Annotated in this window: 19 protein-coding genes; 15 read left to right on the top strand and 4 right to left on the bottom strand. The window is 60.0% G+C overall.

All coding sequences use genetic code 11. The features are described 5' to 3' along the window. The first annotated feature begins 45 nt into the window (after window positions 1–45). The 7 genes from secD (at window position 46) to miaA (ending at window position 8,675) form a co-directional block, all read left to right on the top strand. The gene (secD, locus tag HWX34_RS14650; RefSeq protein WP_178972935.1) at window positions 46–1,887 is read left to right on the top strand and encodes a protein translocase subunit SecD; all 1,842 of its coding nucleotides are present in this window, start codon (window positions 46–48) and stop codon (window positions 1,885–1,887) included. Between the two features lie 14 nt (window positions 1,888–1,901). After that, window positions 1,902–2,837, top strand: a complete 936-nt coding sequence (secF, locus tag HWX34_RS14645) for a protein translocase subunit SecF (protein ID WP_178972934.1) — start codon at window positions 1,902–1,904, stop codon at window positions 2,835–2,837. Between the two features lie 81 nt (window positions 2,838–2,918). Beyond that, entirely contained in the window at window positions 2,919–3,563 is a 645-nt protein-coding gene (locus tag HWX34_RS14640; RefSeq protein ID WP_045845179.1) for a DedA family protein, read from the top strand. A 78-nt stretch (window positions 3,564–3,641) separates the two neighbouring features. After that, window positions 3,642–5,540: a DNA mismatch repair endonuclease MutL gene (mutL, locus tag HWX34_RS14635; protein WP_178972933.1), complete on the top strand. Its 1,899-nt coding sequence runs from the start codon at window positions 3,642–3,644 to the stop codon at window positions 5,538–5,540. A gap of 26 nt (window positions 5,541–5,566) precedes the next feature. Beyond that, window positions 5,567–6,121, top strand: coding sequence for a thymidine kinase (locus HWX34_RS14630; protein ID WP_178972932.1), 555 nt, complete (start codon window positions 5,567–5,569; stop codon window positions 6,119–6,121). A 78-nt stretch (window positions 6,122–6,199) separates the two neighbouring features. After that, window positions 6,200–7,627, top strand: a complete 1,428-nt coding sequence (gene sbcB / locus HWX34_RS14625) for an exodeoxyribonuclease I (RefSeq protein WP_178972931.1) — start codon at window positions 6,200–6,202, stop codon at window positions 7,625–7,627. Window positions 7,628–7,697: 70 nt separating this feature from the next. Next, entirely contained in the window at window positions 7,698–8,675 is a 978-nt protein-coding gene (gene miaA, locus HWX34_RS14620) for a tRNA (adenosine(37)-N6)-dimethylallyltransferase MiaA (RefSeq protein ID WP_178972930.1), read from the top strand. Window positions 8,676–8,749: 74 nt separating this feature from the next. Here the strand turns inward: miaA and HWX34_RS14615 are convergent, their stop codons facing one another. After that, window positions 8,750–9,097, bottom strand: coding sequence for a RidA family protein (locus HWX34_RS14615; RefSeq protein WP_062788479.1), 348 nt, complete (start codon window positions 9,095–9,097; stop codon window positions 8,750–8,752). A gap of 660 nt (window positions 9,098–9,757) precedes the next feature. On the opposite strand from HWX34_RS14615, the gene HWX34_RS14610 reads away from it, so the two are divergent. The 3 genes from HWX34_RS14610 (at window position 9,758) to HWX34_RS14600 (ending at window position 12,753) form a co-directional block, all read left to right on the top strand. Then, on the top strand, window positions 9,758–9,904 hold the full coding sequence (locus HWX34_RS14610; protein WP_178972929.1) for a hypothetical protein: 147 nt from the start codon (window positions 9,758–9,760) through the stop codon (window positions 9,902–9,904). A gap of 383 nt (window positions 9,905–10,287) precedes the next feature. Then, complete coding sequence (locus tag HWX34_RS14605; protein WP_178972928.1) at window positions 10,288–11,928, top strand: NRAMP family divalent metal transporter; 1,641 nt, start codon at window positions 10,288–10,290, stop codon at window positions 11,926–11,928. A gap of 120 nt (window positions 11,929–12,048) precedes the next feature. Next, window positions 12,049–12,753, top strand: a complete 705-nt coding sequence (locus tag HWX34_RS14600) for an MgtC/SapB family protein (protein WP_178972927.1) — start codon at window positions 12,049–12,051, stop codon at window positions 12,751–12,753. Window positions 12,754–12,819: 66 nt separating this feature from the next. Here HWX34_RS14600 and HWX34_RS14595 read toward each other — a convergent pair whose 3' ends face one another. Then, complete coding sequence (locus HWX34_RS14595; protein ID WP_178972926.1) at window positions 12,820–13,995, bottom strand: fatty acid desaturase; 1,176 nt, start codon at window positions 13,993–13,995, stop codon at window positions 12,820–12,822. A 142-nt stretch (window positions 13,996–14,137) separates the two neighbouring features. Here HWX34_RS14595 and HWX34_RS14590 point away from each other — a divergent pair, with 142 nt between their 5' ends. Continuing rightward, window positions 14,138–15,739, top strand: coding sequence for a YdgA family protein (locus HWX34_RS14590; RefSeq protein ID WP_370459754.1), 1,602 nt, complete (start codon window positions 14,138–14,140; stop codon window positions 15,737–15,739). Window positions 15,740–15,826: 87 nt separating this feature from the next. On the opposite strand, the gene HWX34_RS14585 is transcribed toward HWX34_RS14590, so the two are convergent. Further along, window positions 15,827–16,027 carry a (2Fe-2S)-binding protein gene (locus HWX34_RS14585; RefSeq protein WP_178972924.1) on the bottom strand — a complete coding sequence of 67 codons (201 nt, stop codon included), beginning with the start codon at window positions 16,025–16,027 and terminating at the stop codon, window positions 15,827–15,829. 81 nt (window positions 16,028–16,108) lie between these two features. Between HWX34_RS14585 and HWX34_RS14580 the strand changes: the two genes are divergently transcribed. From HWX34_RS14580 to mnmA, 3 genes are read left to right on the top strand one after another with little or no spacing between them, the layout of a single operon-like run. Next, window positions 16,109–16,555 (top strand): NUDIX hydrolase, encoded by a 447-nt coding sequence (locus HWX34_RS14580; RefSeq protein WP_178972923.1) that lies wholly within the window; start codon window positions 16,109–16,111, stop codon window positions 16,553–16,555. A gap of 23 nt (window positions 16,556–16,578) precedes the next feature. After that, window positions 16,579–17,136 (top strand): hypothetical protein, encoded by a 558-nt coding sequence (locus HWX34_RS14575; RefSeq protein ID WP_178972922.1) that lies wholly within the window; start codon window positions 16,579–16,581, stop codon window positions 17,134–17,136. Further along, a complete protein-coding gene (gene mnmA, locus HWX34_RS14570) occupies window positions 17,133–18,209 on the top strand; it encodes a tRNA 2-thiouridine(34) synthase MnmA (protein ID WP_178972921.1) in 1,077 nt (358 codons plus the stop codon). Before HWX34_RS14575 ends, mnmA begins: the two co-directional genes overlap by 4 nt. A gap of 42 nt (window positions 18,210–18,251) precedes the next feature. Here the strand turns inward: mnmA and HWX34_RS14565 are convergent, their stop codons facing one another. Next, window positions 18,252–19,052, bottom strand: a complete 801-nt coding sequence (locus HWX34_RS14565; protein WP_218645196.1) for a LuxR C-terminal-related transcriptional regulator — start codon at window positions 19,050–19,052, stop codon at window positions 18,252–18,254. 155 nt (window positions 19,053–19,207) lie between these two features. Here HWX34_RS14565 and HWX34_RS14560 point away from each other — a divergent pair, with 155 nt between their 5' ends. Next, the gene (locus HWX34_RS14560) at window positions 19,208–20,023 is read left to right on the top strand and encodes a carbon-nitrogen hydrolase family protein (protein ID WP_178972920.1); all 816 of its coding nucleotides are present in this window, start codon (window positions 19,208–19,210) and stop codon (window positions 20,021–20,023) included. Window positions 20,024–20,062 lie beyond the last annotated feature (39 nt).

Genomic DNA, 20,062 nt, shown 5'->3' with positions numbered 1-20,062 from the left:
ATAACGGGTGACGGCCAGTTTCGTTTCCTACCTCCGATATCACTCATGAACCGCTATCCTCTCTGGAAATACCTCGTCATTGCGGTAGCCCTGATCATTGCCACGATCTACACGCTGCCCAACTTCTACGGCGAGACTCCTGCGGTACAGGTCTCCAGCACCCGCCAGTCCATTCCGGTGGACACCGCCCTGATGGGCCGCGTGGAAGAGGCTCTGAAAGCCCAGAACATCAGCCCGGACGGTCTTTATCTGGACGGCAGCAGCCTGAAGATCCGCTTCAAGGATGCCGACACCCAGATCAAGGCGCGGGACGCCATCCAGCGTGCGCTGGGTGACAGCTACATCATTGCGCTCAACTTGCTGCCGGCCTCGCCGCAGTGGCTGGCCGACCTGAAGGCCTACCCCATGTTCCTGGGCCTGGACTTGCGCGGTGGCGTGCATTTCCTGCTGCAGGTTGACATGCAGGCTGCCATCGACAAGACCATGGAACGCTACGCCGGCGACATCCGCCGCGAGCTGAAGAACAAGCAAGTGCGCTATGGCACCATCAAGCGCAATGGCAATGTGCTGGAAGTGCAGCTGCGTGACGCCGACACCCTGAAGGCCGCGCAGGCTGTGGTCAGCCGCACCCTGCCCACCCTGGTGCTCAACAGCGACGATGCCAATTACAAACTGACTGCCACGCTGAAGCCGGAAGAAGTCACCAAGATCCAGGGCGATGCGGTCAAGCAAAACATCTCCACCTTGCACAACCGGGTAAACGAGCTGGGTACGTCTGAACCCATCATCCAGCAGGCCGGCCCCAACCGCATCGTGGTGGAACTGCCGGGTATTCAGGATACCGCCCGCGCCAAGGACATCATTGGCCGCACCGCCACGCTGGAAGTGCGCATGGTGGAAGACGACCAGGGCAAGGTCAGCGATGCACTGGCCGGCAATATTCCGGCTGGTTACGACCTGCTGGACGAAGCCACCTCGCGCGGCGACAGCAAGATTCTGGTGAAGAAGGACGTGGAACTGACCGGCGACAACATCAACGATGCGCAAGCAGGCTTTGATGAAAACGGTGCCCCGGCGGTACACATCAATCTGGATTCCACCGGCGCTTCCATTTTCCGTCAGGTGACGGCCGAAAACATCGGCAAGCGCATGGCGATGATTCTGGTGGAAAAAGGTCGGGCCGAAGTGGTGACTGCTCCGGTCATCCGCTCGGAAATCGGTGGTGGCCGCGTACAGATCTCCGGCAGCATGAACCCGGCTGAAGCCAATGACACCGCGCTGTTGCTGCGCGCCGGTTCGCTGGCCGCGCCGATGAACATCATCGAAGAGCGTACCGTCGGCCCGAGCCTGGGTAAGGAAAACATCGAGAAGGGCTTCCACTCCACGCTGTGGGGCTTTGCCGCCATCGCGGTGTTCATGGTGATTTACTACGGTGTGTTCGGTGTATTCTCCGCCCTGTCGCTGGCCGTCAACGTGTTCCTGCTGCTGGCCATCCTGTCCATCCTGCAGGCCACGCTCACCCTGCCCGGCATTGCCGCCATCGCGCTGGCTCTGGGTATGGCGATTGATGCCAACGTGCTGATCAACGAGCGTATCCGTGAAGAACTGCGCAATGGCGTGCCGCCGCACTCGGCCATCCAGGCCGGTTACGGCCATGCCTGGGCGACGATTCTGGACTCCAACGTCACCACCCTGATTGCCGGTCTGGCCCTGCTGATTTTCGGCACCGGCCCGGTACGCGGCTTTGCCGTGGTGCACTGCATCGGCATTATGACTTCCATGTTCTCCGCCGTACTGGTATCGCGCGGCCTGGTGAACCTGTGGTATGGCCGCCGTCGCAAACTGACCTCGCTGGCCATTGGCCAGGTGTGGAAACCTGAGAAATAAGGACGGGACAGACAATGGAGCTTTTCCGCATCAAACGGGACATCCCGTTCATGAGCTACGGCAAGCTGACCACGGCAATTTCGCTGGTCACCTTTATTCTGGCCGTGTTCTTTCTGGCTACCCGTGGTCTCAACTACAGCGTTGAATTCACTGGCGGTACCGTATTGGAAGTGCAGTACCAGCAGTCGGCCGACCTGAACCTGATCCGTGATACCGTGGATGGCCTGAAACTGGGCGAAGCCACCGTGCAAAGCCTGGGTAGCAGCAGCGATGTGATGATTCGCCTGCCGAACAAACCGGGCACCACCTCTGCCCAGCTGTCGGAAAAGGTGATGAGCCTGCTGAAAGCCAAGGACGGCACCGTACAGCTGCGCAAGGTGGACTTTGTCGGCCCCAGCGTGGGTGAGGAGCTGGTTTCCCACGGTCTGACCGCCGCCATTCTGGTGTGTCTGGGCATCATGGCTTACCTGGCGCTGCGCTTTGAATGGCGCTTTGCCGTGTCGGCCATCATCGCCAACATGCACGACGTGGTGATCATCCTGGGCTGCTTTGCCTTCTTCCGCTGGGAATTCTCGCTGACCGTACTGGCCGGCGTACTGGCGGTGCTGGGTTACTCAGTGAACGAATCGGTGGTGGTGTTCGACCGTATCCGTGAAAACTTCCGCAAGCCCGGCCTGCGTGGCAAGACCACGGCCAGCATCATCGACAATGCCATTACCGCCACCATGAGCCGTACCATCATCACCCACTTCTCCACCGAGATGATGGTGGTGTCCATGCTGGTATTCGGCGGCCCGGCACTGCACGGCTTTGCCATGGCCCTGACCATCGGCATCGTGTTCGGCATTTACTCTTCGGTACTGGTGGCCAGCCCGATCGCACTGTGGCTGGGCGTTAGCCGTGAGCACATGATCAAGCCGACCAAACCGAAAGAAGAAGCGGTGGTCTGAGTCTGACCCCGCATCTGCTGTCATGACTGGCCGGCTTGTCCGGCCAGTTTTTCATCCTCCACAGACCAAACCGGTGTCCCCATGGAAGCCATCACTTTTCTGCTCGACTTCATCCTGCACATCGACGTCCATCTGGCCCAGCTGGTGGCCCAGTACGGCGTATGGATCTACGCCATCCTGTTCCTCATCATCTTTTGTGAAACCGGCCTGGTGGTAACGCCCTTCCTGCCGGGCGACTCGTTGCTGTTCGTCGCGGGTGCGCTGGCTGCCATGGGCAAGATGGACGTGCACATGCTGGTGCTGCTGCTGACCGTGGCCGGCATCCTCGGCAATACCGTTAACTACACCATCGGCAAACTGCTGGGCGCACGGCTGCTGCAACGCTTTCCGCGCCTGATCAAGCCGGAATACCTGGCCAAGACGCACGCCTTTTACGACCGTCACGGCGGTAAAACCATCATCTTCACCCGCTTCGTGCCCATCATCCGCACCTTCGCCCCGTTTGTGGCCGGTATCGGCAGCATGGGCTATCGCCAGTTCACCGTGTACAACGTGGCCGGTGCGGTGCTGTGGGTGGCCGGCTTCTGCTACGCCGGCTATTTCTTTGGCAACCTGCCCTTCGTGCGCAAGAATCTGGAACTGCTGATCTTCGGCATCATTTTTGTGTCCTTCCTGCCTGCCATCATCGAGTTCTGGCGGCACAAACGCGCGGCACAGCGCCAGTAAGCATTGCCCGGTCCCGCCACCTCCGGCGGGATCATTGCCCTACCCTTCCTGCCAGTCCGGCATTATCATCCCTGTCCTATGAAACGCATTCACAAGCTCCCTGATCACCTGGTCAACCAGATCGCTGCAGGCGAGGTGGTGGAACGCCCCGCCTCTGCCCTGAAGGAAATGCTGGAAAACAGCCTGGATGCCGGTGCCAGCAAGATTACCGTCGACCTGGCCCAAGGCGGCATCAAGCTGATCCGCGTGACCGACAACGGCGGCGGTATTGCGGCGGATGATCTGCCACTGGCGCTGGACCGTCACGCCACCAGCAAGATCGCCTCGCTGGATGATCTGGAACAGGTGGGCACGCTGGGCTTTCGCGGTGAAGGACTGGCCAGTGTCGCCTCCGTCTCGCGCCTCACCCTCACCAGTCGCCCGCACGCTGCCGAGCACGCGCACCAGATCATCGCCATCGACGGCGCACTGCATCCGGTAGAGCCCGCCGCACATGCGCCCGGCACCAGCGTGGAAGTGGTGGACCTGTACTTCAACACCCCGGCACGGCGCAAATTCCTCAAGAGTGAAAACACCGAATACGCCCATTGCGAAGCCACGTTCGAGCGCATTGCGCTGGCGCATCCACAGGTGGAATTCATGCTGCGTCACAATGGCAAGGTGATCTGGCGCTTGCCTGCCCAGGATATGCAGGCGCGAGTGGGTGCACTGCTGGGCAAGGACTTCATTGCCGAAGCCATCACGGTGGAAACCGCGGCGGGCAGCATGACGCTAAGCGGCTTTGTCGGCTCTCCCACCTATTCCAAGGCCAGCCGCGACGCGCAGTATTTTTATGTGAATGGTCGTTTCGTCCGCGACAAAACCGCCCAGCATGCGCTGCGTCAGGCTTACCGCGATGTGCTGCATCACGACCGTCACCCGGTGTATGCGCTGTTCCTGTCGATGGACCCGGCCGGAGTGGACGTCAATGTCCACCCCACCAAGATCGAGGTGCGCTTTCGCGAAAGCCAGGCCATCCACCAGTTCCTGTTTCACAGCATCAACAAGGCGCTGGCGGCAACCACCGCCGGTAGCAGCAGCCCGGTACCGGCGCAGGGTGATATCAACACCAGCGCCAATAGCACCGAACCGCAAGCCACACTGTTTCCGCCGCGTAGCCCGGTGCCGGCATCCGGCAGCAGCCACACCCCGGCGCGGCCTTTCAGCTACCAGCAGCAGAGCATGCCGCTGCATGTGGCGCGCGAAGCCATTGGCACTTACGACAAGATGTTCGGTGGTCTGCGCGAAGAAGAAAGCCGCCGCCTGGCCGAGGAAGCACCATTACCAGCCAGCCCCCTGCCCGCCATGCTGTCGCCCAGCCAGTTGCAAGCCCTGCCGCAAGCCAGCGATGGCATTCCGCCGCTGGGTTTTGCGCTGGCCCAGCTGCATGGCGTGTATATCCTGAGCCAGTGCGAGGACGGGTTGATTGTGGTGGACATGCATGCCGCTCACGAGCGCATTGTGTACGAACGGCTGAAAACCGCGCTGGAGGCCGACACCATCCCGATGCAGCCCTTGCTGCTGCCGGTATCGTTTGCCGCCGACCGCATGGAAGTGGCCACCGTGCACGAGCATGGCGAGCAGATGAAACAACTAGGCGTGGAACTGGCCCCGCTGTCCCCCACCCAGATTGCTGTGCGTGGTGTGCCGGTATGGCTGCAGGATGGCAATCCGGTCGATCTGGCCCGCGCCGTGCTGAAAGACGTGCGCGAATTCGGCCTCAGCCAGGTGCTGACCGAGCGGCGTAATGAATTATTGGCCACCATGGCCTGCCACGGCGCGGTACGTGCCAACCGCCAGTTGACACTGACCGAGATGAACGCGCTGCTGCGCGACATGGAAAGCACCGAACGCTCCAACCAGTGCAATCATGGCCGCCCCACCTGGTCGCGGCTGAGCATGAAAGACCTGGACAATCTGTTCATGCGCGGGCGCTGAACCTTATCTGGCAGAAAAAAATCCGTATGGCCAAACTGTTTTTCCGCTACGCCGCCATGAACAGCGGCAAAAGCACCCAGCTGCTGCAAATTGCCAACAATTACGAAACCATGGGCAAGCAGGTGGCGCTGTATACCGCCGCCATTGACGACCGCTTCGGCGTGGGCATGATTTCCTCCCGGCTGGGCATCCAGCGTCAGGCCCACACCTTTGCTGGCGATACCGATTTCCTGACACTGGATTGGGCTGGCATCAGCTGCATCCTGCTGGACGAAGCGCAATTCCTGACGCCGGAACAAGTCTGCGAGCTGCACCGCCTGGCCCACACCCGCAATATCCCGGTGATCTGCTTTGGCCTGCGGGTGGACTTTCAGGGCCATCCTTTTGCTGGTTCCACCTGGCTGCTGACCCGCGCCGAAGAGATTGAAGAAATCAAGACCATCTGCGCCTGCGGCAAAAAAGCCACCATGCATATCCGCATCAATGCCGATGGCAGCCGTGTGGTACAAGGCCCGCAAGTGGAGATAGGCGGCGAGGCGCGCTATCGCGCCGTGTGTGGCCGCTGCTTCCATCAGGGCTGAGCCGCCAGCCCTTGCGCCGCCCGGCAGCCTTGCCCCAGACTGCCAGCCTCCGCCTCGTTCAACCATGACGATACTGCCATGCATACTTTTTTCTGGCACGACTACGAAACCTTCGGCGCAGTACCGCGCCAGGACCGCCCCTCACAATTTGCCGGGATACGCACCGATGCCGAGCTGAACGAAATCGGCGAGCCGCTGATGCTGTACTGCCAGCCCGCCCCCGACTACCTGCCCGCGCCGGAAGCCTGCCTGCTCACCGGCATCACCCCGCAACACTGCCTGCAACAAGGCGTGGCCGAGCATGAATTCGCCGCCGTGATCGAACGCGAGCTGGCCGCCCCCGGCACCATCGGCGTGGGCTATAACACGCTGCGCTTTGATGATGAAGTCAGCCGCTTTCTGTTCTGGCGCAACTTGATCGACCCCTATGCCCGCGAATGGCAGAACCAATGCGGCCGCTGGGACATTCTGGACCTGGTGCGCGCCACTTATGCGTTGCGGCCGGAAGGCATTGAATGGCCGCAACACGAGGACGGCCGCCCCAGTTTCAAGCTGGAACACCTGTCTGCTGCCAATGGCCTGCTGCACGAAGCCGCCCACGATGCGCTGTCCGATGTACGCGCCACCATTGCGCTGGCCCGGCTGATCAAGCAAAAGCAACCCAAGCTGTTCGACTATTACCTCAGCCTGCGCAAAAAAGACGCGGTGAAGGCCCAACTGAACCTGCACAAGCCGCAACCGCTGTTGCACATCTCCGGCATGTATGGTGCCGAGCGGGGCAATATGGCCATGGTCTGGCCGCTGGCCCAGCACCCCACCAACGGCAATGAAGTCATCGTGTGGGACCTGGCCTTCGACCCGGCCATGCTGCGCGGCCTGAGTGCGGACGACATCCGCCAGCGCATCTACACGCGCACGGAAGATCTGCCGGAAGGCGTCACCCGCCTGCCGCTCAAAACCATCCACATCAACAAATCACCGTTTGTCGTGGCTAATCCCAAGGTGCTGAGCGAGGATCGCGCTGCCCACTGGGGCATAAACATGGATCAGATCCGACAACATGCCGCCAGCGCCGCCACCCTGCCCGACCTCACCCACAGCTGGCGGCAGGTGTATCGCCGCGAAGCGGGCGAGCCGCGTGATGTGGACGAAAATCTGTACGGCGGTTTTGTCAGCAATAACGACCGCAAGGTGCTGAACAAGCTGCGGCAGAAATCCGCCGCCCAGTTGACCGGTGAAATGGCCTTTTTTGAAGATGCCCAGTTGGGTGAGTTGCTGTTCCGCTACCGCGCACGCAATTTCCCGGCCAGCCTGTCAGATGAAGAAAGCCAACGCTGGCACGACTGGTGCCGGCACAAGTTGCAAGACGGCGTGGGCGGACGCAGCCTGGCACAGTTCCAGCAGGAAATGGCCACCGTACGGGAACGCGAACTGACACCGGCCCAGCAAGCCATCCTGCAACAGCTGGACAGCTACGCTGCCAGCCTGCTGGCACAACACCGGTAAAAGCGGTTCCGGGGCGGATGCAGCTGTGCGACAATCGCGCCCCAGACCCAGCCAGTGCAAAGACCACACCATGTCACACACACCCGACGCCATTCTGTTGATGGGCCCCACCGCTTCCGGCAAGACCGGCCTCGCGCTGGCGCTGGCCCGCCATTTCCCGGTGGAAATCATCAGTGTGGACTCGGCCCTGGTGTATCGCGGCATGGATATCGGCAGCGCCAAACCGACGCCGGACGAAATGGCCGCTTGCCCGCACCACCTGATCGATATCATCAGCCCGCTGGAAACGTATTCCGCCGCGCAGTTTCATGCCGATGCCAACCGCCTGATCACGGAAATCCGCGCCCGTGGCAATATGCCGCTGCTGGTGGGCGGCACCATGCTGTACTACAAGGCGCTGCTGGAAGGGCTGTCCGACCTGCCGCAAGCCGACCCGGCACTGCGCGCCGAACTGGACGCCGAAGCCGGCCGCATTGGCTGGCCGGCCATGCACGCCCGGCTGGCCGTGCTGGACCCGGACACCGCCGCCCGTCTCAACCCCAATGACGCACAGCGCATTCACCGTGCGCTGGAAATCTGCCTGCTCAGCGGCCAGACCATGTCCAGCCTGATTGCTCGTGGCAAAGAAGCGGCGGCTGACTTTCACTGCCTGCCGCTGGCGCTGGTGCCGGAAGAGCGCAGCTGGCTGCACCAGCGTATTGCCCAGCGCTTCGACCTGATGCTGCAGCAGGACTTTCTGGGTGAAGTGCGCCGCCTGCGCCAGGACTACCCGGCACTCACGCCCGACCTGCCGTCCATGCGCTGCGTGGGTTATCGCCAGGCCTGGGACTATCTGGACGGGCTGTGCAGCGAAGCGGAATTCATTGAACGCGGCGTGGCCGCCACCCGCCAGTTGTGCAAGCGCCAGCTGACCTGGATGCGCAGCTTGCCGGTGCTGCCGGTCAGCGCGCAGCGCGCCGACCTGACTGATAGCGTGCTGCAGGCCTGCAGCGATTTCATCGCTGGCAAGCCGGTGGCCGACACCTTGCGCTACACAGGCAGTTTCTGAGCACAACGCTCACACATGAAAAAACCCGCCGCAGCGGGTTTTTTCATGTGTGTACGGATCATTGCTGACCGATGTTAGCTGGCAGCCACCAGCTTGATTTCCACTTTCCATGCCGGGTTGGCCAGTTTGGCTTCCACGGTGGCACGCGCCGGTACATTGCCAGCCGGCACCCAGGCATCCCACGCAGCGTTCATGGCATCGTAGTCGGCCAGGCTGGCCAGGAAAATGGTGACATCCAGAATCTTGCTCTTGTCCGAACCCAGCTCCGCCAGCAGGGTGTCGATCTGAGCCAGCACATTGGCGGTTTGCGCCTGGGCGTCGGCGTCGGTGTTTTCCGGCACCTGACCGGCGAGGAAAATCATGCCGTTGCACACGGCGGCTTCAGCCAGACGGGCGCCCTGCTTGTGACGATAGATGCTCATGCTGCTTCCTTTGCTGCAAGGTGGGAAAGCGCCGATTCTACCGCTAAAGCGCATTGGGTACATGCGCTTATCCCCATGCCCCGCACCGTGCCAGTTGCGCCAATGCCAGCCTAAAAACGGCAACAGCAGGCCTGTGAGGCAGTTTGTGGCACAATCGCGGAACTTTTTTGCTGCAATGGCACAAAAAGCCGTCAATCGCGATTGACACCCGCAAACAGCGAGGACTAGAATCCGCGCATCTTTTTAATTCAGGTCTACTGCCTTGGACTGCCCCAGTCATCAACAAACTGTTTTGAGCTGATCCGCCAAGACCTGCGCCGTATTCCCCCGCCGCCGTCTTGTCAGATCAAGATGGTGCGCATCTGCTTCACCCCCTTTGTTTCACCCCCGTGCACCCGCCCTACCAGTTGCCCATGCAGCATTGTGCTCTCGCTAAGCCATGGCTTGTCGCCTTGCTTGCGCTTGCAGCCAGATGCCGCATTGCGTTGCTGACTCCGCAGCCTCTGCGCCCGACCAGGCCACAGACGAGAAAGGAGCCGCCATGCCATCAGACAGTGATCGATGTCCTTCTTTGCCCATGAGATTTTTCAAGGGTAATGCCTGATCCGTCTGCATCCGACACCATCAGGCAGCGCCCGAAGCCACTTCAGGAGCCTGATCATGCACTACGCAATGCTGCTGTCCACAGAACAGAACCAGACCCGGCAACAGCCGGACCACTATGAATTTGCCTGCCGCGATGAAAGCGTGTGGAGCTGGCTGTACCGCCATCTGCGCATCGCCCTGCACGGCCGCAAGCAGGCCTGAGACTGCCTGCCCGCCAACGTCCGGCAAGCAGTGATTGACCGGCATCGCCAGATACCAAAACCAGGAAAAGGACCAACATGGACCCCTACCCCAGTAGCGCGGTCGCACAGAGCAGCATGACGGCGAGCAGTACGATGAGGATGCCCTATCGCCACTGACATCCCCTTCTCCTCCCGCCTCACCTCTGTGTGACCTCCCCGACCCGGCCCTTGTGCCACGCCGTATTGCCGTACCGACCTCGCCACGACAAGCCAGCAGGATACCTGGATATCTCGCGTTTCATGCCTGCCATGAGACCAGACATCCATACCCCCTGAAAGGCAGATCCGAGCCGTCGGACCGCACCAGAATGCTTATGCAGTAACAGTTTCAGGGAGTAACACATGTCCAAACAAGATAACCGCACCGCCGTACTGGATAGCGCCCACATCGGAGACATCCGCGGCGCGCTGGGCACCATCCGTCACAACGACACCGATGCCCGCCATGGCTGGATGGCCAAATTCAAGACCCTGCTGGCCATTCTCGGCCCCGGCCTCATCGTGATGGTGGGCGACAACGACGCTGGCGCCTTCAGCACTTATGCCCAGGCCGGACAAAACTACGGCACCTCACTGCTGTGGACGCTGGCGCTGCTGATTCCGGTCCTGTACGTGAATCAGGAAATGGTGCTGCGCCTGGGGGCTGTCACCGGCGTGGGCCATGCCCGGCTGATTCTGGAACGCTTTGGCAAGTTCTGGGGTGCATTCAGCGCCATCGACCTGTTCTTGCTCAATGCGCTGACCATCGTCACCGAATTCATCGGCATCAGCCTGGGGATGGATTTTCTGGGCGTACCCAAAATCATCGGCGTGGGCCTGGCAGCGGTATTCATCATGCTATCTGCCAGCACCGGCGACTTCCGCCGCTTCGAGCGCTTTTCGCTGATTCTGGTAGCCGGCAGCCTGCTATTGGTACCCATTTTAGTGATGGTGCACCCGCCCATGACCCAGGTGGCACATGATTTTCTGGTCCCGCAAATGCCGGCAGGCGGCAAGCTGGCCGACGTGATGTTGCTGATCATCGGCATTGTCGGCACCACCGTGGCACCGTGGCAGCTGTTCTTCCAACAAAGCTATCTGATCGACAAGCGCATCACCCCGCGTTTCATCTCCTATGAGCGCGCCGATCTGTGGCTGGGCATCGCACTGGTGGTAATTGGTGCGGTGGCAATGATTGCCTTCACCGCCCAGGTGTTCATGGGTCATCCGGAGTTCGGCAATTTCCAGGATGCCGGCGCAGTCGCCAATGGCCTGGCCAAATACTATGGCCGCCTGCCCGGTACGCTGTTTGCCATCGCCCTGATTGACGCCAGCATCATCGGCGCCATGGCGGTATCGCTGTCCACCGCTTATGCACTGGGCGATGTACTGAGCCTGAAACACTCGCTGCACCGCAAGCCAGGTGACGCCAAGGGCTTCTATGCCATGTATTGCGGTCTGATCGTGCTGGCTGCCGCACTGGTACTGATTCCGGGCGTACCGCTGGGTATGCTGACCAATGCCGTGCAAACCCTGGCTGGCGTGCTGTTGCCCAGCGCAACCGTCTTCCTGCTGTTGCTGTGCAATGACAAGGATGTACTGGGGCCGTGGGTGAATGGTCGCGTCTTCAATGTACTGTCGGCCATCATCGTGGCGGTACTGGTGCTGCTGTCCATCATCCTGACAGCAGCCGTGATCTTCCCCGACATGTCGGGCGAAACCATCAGCAATATCCTGATTGGTGGTAGCGTGATCGGCCTGATCATCGCCATCGTGGTGAATGTGCTGCATGCCCGCGAAGAAATGGAAAAGGGCCAGGTTCCGCATCACAAGGCACGCAAGGTGGATTTGCATCACATGCATACCTGGCGCATGCCGGCGCTGGACCAGTTGCCCCCGCTGGTGCTGTCACAGCGTAACAAGCTGTGGATGGCCGTGCTGCGTGGCTATCTGGTGGTGGCCATGGGCATGGTGATCTACAAGGTGGTCGCCTCCATGCTGTAATACCCGGGCAGGACGCCATGGTCCTGCCCTCTCCTTGCATGACAGCTGGTGCTTGCATCAGATTGCAATCACCAGCTGTTACACATACGCCTGCACCAGACCATAACAACAGGAGGCTGCATGCACTTCGATTTTTCTGTCTTTACCCATTCCTTCATCGCATTGGTCACTGCCTTTTTGCTGGGCTCGGCCATCGGTTACGAGCGCCAGGTTCGTCAGCGTACTGCCGGCCTGCGCACCAATGCCCTGGTTGCCGTGGGCGCAGCTGCTTTTGTTGATCTGGCCATGCGGCTGGGCGGCAATGAAGGCGCCACCCATGTGGTGGCCTATGTGGTATCCGGTGTCGGCTTTCTGGGTGCCGGCACCATCATGAAGGAAGGCCTGAATGTACGCGGGCTGAATACCGCCGCCACCTTGTGGGGGTCGGCCGCTGCCGGTGCCTGCGCCGGAGCAGGCCTGCTGGATGCGGCCTTACTGGATGCCATCTTCGTGCTGGCCGCCAACACCCTGCTGCGCCCGGTGGTGAATTCCATCAACCGCACTCCGCTAGATGATGAGCACAGCGAAGTCACCTACCAGCTATGCGTGATCAGCGACGAAGAACAGCAAAAGCTGGCTTTCTCCATGATAGACGCGCTGCTGGAACGGGCGCAGTACCCGCTGGGCGATGTGAATGTCGAGCCATTTGGTGATGACGATGTGGAAATCACCGCCACCTTGCTGTCGACTTCGGCCGACTCAGCGGTACTGGAAGGAATTGCCGCCCAACTCACCGCCATGCCTTACATCAAGCAGGCCTACTGGAACCAGAGCATTACCGAATAGCCACCTAGTTTGGCCGTAAAAAAACCCGCCAGAACGGCGGGTTTTTCTTGTGTCAGGCCAAACACCTCAGGCCACGGCGGTCGTACGCAAATTCAGGGCAAAGCGCTCCAGCGCGGCAATGCCGGACTGCTCGGCCCGCTGGCACCAGTCCTGTAGCTCGTGCAACAGCTGCTCACGCGTCAGCGAGGAGCGCTCCCACAAGCGGCACAGCTCCTGACGCATGGTATACACCGTTGTCAGCGTAGGGCTGTGCTGCAACAACAGTTCCAGTTGCGCCTTGTCGCTGGCTGGCGTGTCCTTGGCGTCCTGTTTCAGCCAGATTTTCATCTTGCGTGACAGATCGTCCATATCGGGCAGGCTGACCTGCTCCAGTTCCTTGCGATACACCTCTTTGAGCTCGCGCGCATAACGTGCGGCAATGACGTAGCGGTTGGAAATGATGGCCTGCAGATGCTCCAGGTCCAGCTGCGGGCGGCTGGCATCCTGTGCCAGACGCGGCGCTACCCGGCGTACCTTGGCCAGATGGCAGATTTCCAGCAGGCGGATATACATCCAGCCGATATCAAACTCGTACCATTTGTACGACAGCTTGGCCGAGGTGCCGAAGGTGTGGTGATTATTGTGCAGCTCTTCACCACCCACGATGATGCCCCAGGGGAAAATATTGGTGGACGCATCTTCGTTCTCGAAATTGCGATAACCCCACCAGTGGCCCAGACCATTGATGACCCCGGCCGCCCAGAACGGGATCCACACCATCTGCACTGCCCAGATCGACAGACCGGCCGGGCCGAACAGCAACAGGTCGATGGCCAGCATCAGGAAGATGCCCTTGCCAAAGTGTGGCGTGTACAGCTTGTGCTCAATCCAGTCATCGGGTGTGCCGTGGCCGAACTTGTCCATGATGGACTGATCCTTGCAGGCGGCGCGGTACAACTCCACGCCTTCCCACAGCACTTTCTTGATACCCAGTATCTGCGGGCTGTGCGGGTCTTCCGGGGTTTCGCACTTGGCGTGATGCTTGCGGTGGATGGCAGCCCACTGCTTGGTCACCATGCCGGTGGTCAGCCACAGCCAGAAACGAAAGAAATGGCTGGGCAGCGGATGCAGGTCCAGCGCACGATGCGCCTGATGGCGGTGCAGAAAAATGGTGACTGAGGCAATGGTGATGTGCGTCAGCACCAGCGCAACGACGATATACCCCCACCATGGGAGATCCAGCAAACCGTTAAGCCAAAACATGCGGGCAAACAACCTTGTAAATGGGCAATCCTCCATTTTAACCAATAGACATAACAGTGTCAGGGTGTTTTCTAAGATTCGACTTGCGGCGTGCATGGTGTACCATAGGGCCTTATTCCACACACCCTTCAGAAAAACGCTTGTGTTGCCAAAACGACGTCTGATTATTGCGGGAGCCACCCTGGGTGGCCTGTTGGTGTTCAATGGCGCGGCTGCCTTCTGGGCCGGCATGAAGGCCGAAGACACGCTGGAAGAACAGTACAAGATGCTGGCCAGCCTGCCCGTATTCAAGGTGAAGTCTCACAGCTACGACCGCGGCTGGTTCTCTTCCACCGAAACCACCGAGCTGGAATTCAACCGCCGCCTGTCCGGGCCGTATGAAAGCATGCTGCCGGACAACTTCAAGCCCTTGTTGAACTCCACCATCAAGTTCACCAACCACATCAAGCATGGCCCTTTCCCCGGCCTGTCCAGCCTGGATTTCCGTCCGGCCCGGGCACTGGTCACCACGGAATTTGCCATGAGCGATGCCACCCGCAAAACGCTCAAGACTTTCTTTGGCGACAAGGACCCGATCACCATCGTCAACCGGCTGGGCTTTGGCGGTGGTGGTGAGCTGAACATCAATGTGCCCTCCTTCGACTACGAAGAAGCACTGTCCGGCGTGAAGATGAAATGGAAAGGCTTCGACCTGAAGCTGGACTATGCCTCTGGCTACAAGGAATACAAGACCGAAGCCAATTCGCCGGGCTTTTTGCTGGAAGCCTCCAGCAAGGGCAGCCTGGCCTTTGACGGCGTACGCTATGTCTCCGACATCCGCCCTGGTGCCACCGGCATCAAGCTGGGCACCAGCGAACTGACCGTGGGCAATGTGCAGCTGAACTGGAAGGACAGCGTTCCTTACAGCATCAAGCTGAACGAACTGGTTTACCTGATGACGCGCATGCGGGTGGGTGAATTCATCAATCCGTCCGGTGAATTCAAACCGTCAGCGGTATCGCTGAAGAACTTCCGCTACCAGATTGTCAGCAGCGAGCAGGACGAATTCGTCAACACCCGCGGCAAGCTGGATTTTGCCGAGTTCAACTACAACGATCAGCACTACGGCCCGATGCGGCTGGATGTGTCGGCCAACCACCTGCACGGCCCCACCCTGCTGAAACTGGATCAGGCCATCAGCCAGATTCCGTTCGAAGGTGTGGACCCGGCAGTGTTGCGCAAGCAGTATATCGACACCATCAAGCACACCGGCATTCCGCTGCTCACCAACAATCCCAAGCTGGTGATCAACGACTTCTACCTGAAGATGCCCAGCGGTGAGACCACACTGCAAGGCAGCCTGGGGCTGAACGGACTGCAGCAGGCCGACCTGAACAACTCCACCGCCTTCCTCAAGCGTTTTGAAGTGGAAGCCAGACTAAGCCTGCCGCGCAAGACCCTGGAAAACCTGGTGGTGGCGCAAGCACGCACCCTGTTCATGGTGGACCAGAGCGCGGAAGTACAGCCGAATATGGGTGAAGTGGAAGACCTGGCGCGCAATCTGCTGGATAACCAGCTGACGCAGTGGAAGGATGAAAAATTCATCAATGAGGACAAGGGCCAGATTTCCACCCAACTGAATTACAAGGGCGGCAATCTCACCATCAACAGCAAGAAGGTTGCCCTGCCATGGGAAGAGCAGGAAGACCCGGCGCCCGATGCCTCGGCGCCGGCAGCCAAGAAACAGTCCAGTGCCGGCAAATAAGCAGTCGGCACAAACACTAAAGGGGGCCAAGGCCCCCTTTTTTTGTGCTGCCCATGCTGGCAGCAGACTGGAAAAGTGAAATTGTACTCAGGCGGCAGCACGCCCCGGATGACAAGCACTCATCTGCTGCAAGGTTTCCTTGCGCAGCTGGTTGGCGCAGCAGGCGCACTTGCCGCACTCGGAAGCCACGCCCAGCTCTGCCCGCAAGTCGCACATGCGCGTGGCACCGTCTTCTACTGCCTGACGGATCTGGCTGTCGGTTACCGCATTGCACAAGCAGACATACATGGCACAAACCTTGAATGAGAATAATTCTCTGTATGGTATTTTCAAATAATAACGATTGTCAATTAGATTAGGAGCACTCACATGCAATGGAAGCCGAATACCACAGTGGCCACCATCGTGGAACGGGATGGTCGCTATCTGATGGTGGAAGAAGAAACCGAGCAAGGCCTGCGCTTCAATCAGCCAGCCGGTCATCTGGAACACGGTGAAACCCTGTTTGCCGCCGCCTTGCGTGAAACACGTGAGGAAACCGGCTGGGAGGTGGAATTACAACACCTGGTGGGCATCTACATGGTGGACAAACCGGACAGCGACATTACCTGGCTGCGTTTTGCCTTTGCCGCGCGTGCGGTGCAACATCATCCGGCAGAAAAACTGGATGCAGGCATTGTCAGCGCGCACTGGCTTACTTACGATGAGATCGCCGCCCGCCTGTCGCAACACCGCAGCCCGGTTGTCATGCAATGCCTGGATGACTACCGGCTGGGACAACGTTTTGCCCTGGATCTGATTCATCATCAACCCTGAAGCTGGCGGCAAGGGAGGAAACCTTGCGCCACCTTCACCTGCTGCTGCGCCGCTGCCTGTGGCTTGGCATGCTGCTTGCCGCCGGGACGCTGCATGCGGACCCCCTGCAGCTCTGTTATGATTACGGCTGCGCCAAACAGCTGGAAGTGGAAATTTCCGAAGAAGCCCGCGACTGGCTGGCCCGGCTGTTCGAGCATCCGCAGGATGCCAGTACCGAACGCAGCCAGATCCAGCGTGCCGTCCAGGCCCTGTACTGGCTGTCGGCACAAGACAGCCCGCTGTGGCACGACAAGGGTGGCGACCGCTTCGACAACGATGCCGATGGCCGCATGGACTGCATCGATCACAGCCATAACGACTCAGCCTTCCTGCAGTTTCTGGCCACACAGGGCTGGCTGCATTTTCACCGGGTCGACCCCATTGTGCGACGCACCCGCTGGCTGGTGACCCAACACTTTGCCAGCCATATCACCGAGCAGGACACCAGCCAGGAATGGGTGGTGGACAGCTGGTTCAACTCATTCGGGGAACCACCGGTAGTGGTGCCCCTGGCTCTCTGGAAAGAAGGATTTTCCCCGTGACGGGTAAGAAACGTATTGTCGTCGGCATGTCCGGCGGTGTGGATTCGTCGGTAACCGCCTGGCTGCTCAAGCAACAGGGCCATGAAGTCATCGGCGTATTCATGCAGAACTGGGAAGACGACAACGACGACGAATACTGCTCCATCAAGCAGGATGCACTGGATGCCATGAGTGTGGCCGACATCGTCGGCATCGACATGGAAATCGTCAATTTCGCCAAGGAATACAAGGACCGCGTGTTCTCGTACTTCCTCAAGGAATACTCGGCTGGCCGCACCCCTAACCCGGATGTGCTGTGCAATGCCGAAATCAAGTTCAAGGCCTTTCTGGACTACGCGCTGGAACTGGGTGCCGACTGCATCGCCACCGGCCATTACGCCCGCAAGATGGAACAGGACGGCCTGCACTACCTGATGAAGGCAGTGGACCACACCAAGGACCAGAGCTACTTCCTGTACCGCTTGCAGCAACACCAGCTGGCAAAAGCCATCTTCCCGCTGGGCGACATCCGCAAGACCGAAGTACGCAAGCTGGCAGAAGAAGCCGGGCTGCCCACTGCGGCCAAGAAGGACTCCACCGGCATCTGCTTTATCGGTGAACGCCCCTTCCGCGAGTTCCTGCAACGTTATCTGCCCACCCAGCCGGGCCAGATGGTGACGGCAGAGGGCAAGGTAGTGGGCGAGCACATGGGCCTGATGTACTACACGCTGGGCCAGCGCAAGGGCCTGACCATAGGCGGCAGCAAGGATGGCAGTGGGGAACCGTGGTTTGTTGCCGGCAAGGACATTCCGGGCAACAAGCTGATCGTGGTGCAGGGGCATGATCACCCGCTGCTGCTCAAGCCCACGCTGGCAATGAGTGATTTGTCGTGGACGCTGAACGGTGCACCGGCAGCTGGCGAATACGCCGCCAAGAACCGCTACCGCATGGCCGATGCCGCCTGTTCACTGTCGCCAGTGGTGGATGGCCAGGCCACCCTCACCTTCCGCGAAAAACAGTGGGCGGTGACGCCGGGCCAGTCTGCCGTGCTGTACGACGGCGATATCTGCCTGGGTGGCGGCATCATCCAGTAAGCAAACCCGTTGTCACACCAAGCCTGCCGCGCGCAGGCTTTTTCACGCCCGGCTGGCGCGCAGGAACACCGAAAACAGCTCGGATTGCGAATTGATGCCCAGCTTGCTGTACAGATGCTTCTTGTGCACGCGCACGGTTTCCACCGATATCTGCATGCGTTGGGCAATGGCCTTGCTGGAATGACCACCCAGCATCAGTTGGGCCACCTCGTTCTCGCGCAGGGTGAGGCCCTGCCCCTCCAGCCCAAGCGGGGCTGCCTGCGGAGCAAGCACGACAGGCTTGCTGGCTGCCAGTTGCTCGAAATGCAGGCGATGGCGCATCAGGGCGAGAACCCATGGCTGTAGCAGGCTGAGCGTGGCCATCTGCTGCGGACTGAAACGCCGTCCCGCTCCCAGCGACAGGCAGAGTGTGCTGCCATCCTCGCAGGGCAGGTTGAACTGCACCTCATCCTCGACAATGTTCAGGCGGAAATAGCGCTGGTAGTAATCGGTAAAGGGAAAGCGGTCCGGCGCCACCTCGTCCAGCCGCAATAGCCCGGCATGACGGTGCTCCAGACTGGCGACATAAAACGGGTCCAGCTGGTATAGGCCCTGCAGATAATCCTGAAACAGTGTGTCCACACCACCATCCGACATGGCCTGTTCGGCCAGCACGGAGGGCGGTCGATCCGGATAAAACAGCAGCACCACCCAGCTGTCAAAGGCCACATAATCGGCCAGCACACCCAGCAAGGCGGGCCAGAATACCGGTTTATCAAGTTGATCGATCAAACGCCCCACCGTGCGGTGCCAGGCGATATCCTGTATTTCCACAGCCACGACTACCCCAATCTGGTTACTCATTTGATGTAATTTTCATACTTTGACCAGGGACCGATACTGAGCCCTGCGCTGACAGCCTATCAAGCTAGCACGCTTAGCCACTTGCCAACAGCACTTCCCTCCGCGTGAGGTCGCTGTTGCACTGTAGTGTGACAACAGTCAACCAAGGAGACAGCATGATTGTAGAACTGGCCCAATTGCCTGGCGTGGATGGCAACATCCCGGCCAACACCGCCAGCGCCCTGGACGCCATCGCCCGCTGCGGCCCGGATACCCGCCTGCTGGCATTTCCGGAAACCTATCTCAGCGGCTTTCCCACCGCTGACAATATCGCCAACCTGGCCCAGCCCATAGCCGGCCCGGCCATCAGCACTATCCAGCAGGCCGCACACGACAAGAACATCAGCATCGCCATCGGTTTTGCCGAAGCGCATGCAGGCCGCTTTTACAACACCACGGCTCTGATTACCCCACAGGGCGTGGCACTGGCTTACCGCAAAACCCATTTGTGGGCTTCGGACCACGGCATTTTCACCCCCGGCGATGCACTGCTGAGCTGCGAGTGGGAAGGCCTGCGCGTCGGCATCCTGATCTGTTTCGATATCGAGTTCCCGGAAACCGCCCGCGCGCTGGCGCAGCAAGAGGTCGACCTGCTGATTGTCACCAACGGCAATATGGACCCCTACGGCCCGGTACACCGTACCGCGATTACCGCGCGCGCCATGGAAAACCAGCTGTTTGCAGTGATGACCAACCGCTGCGGCAGTGGCGACGGCCTGCAGTTTGCTGGTGAAAGCGCGGTGATCAACCCCTTTGGCGAAGTGGTAGCCAGCTGTGGCCGTGACCCTCAGCAACTGCGTGTGGCACTGGACCTGAAGCAACTTGAGGCCAGTCGCCGCGACTACCGTTATCTGCACGACCGGCGCATTGCCCTGGCAGGTGAAGTCATCAACGGCGAAAACGGCCAGCGCAGCTTCCGTATCCGGCACTAGCCACGCCCTAGCAATCACTGGCAGTCAAAACAAAAGAGA

The organism is Aquitalea sp. LB_tupeE (assembly GCF_013391415.1).
Classification (GTDB): domain Bacteria; phylum Pseudomonadota; class Gammaproteobacteria; order Burkholderiales; family Chromobacteriaceae; genus Aquitalea.
Note: the sequence above shows the minus strand (reverse complement) of the source record. Positions and strands in the feature narration are given on the sequence as shown.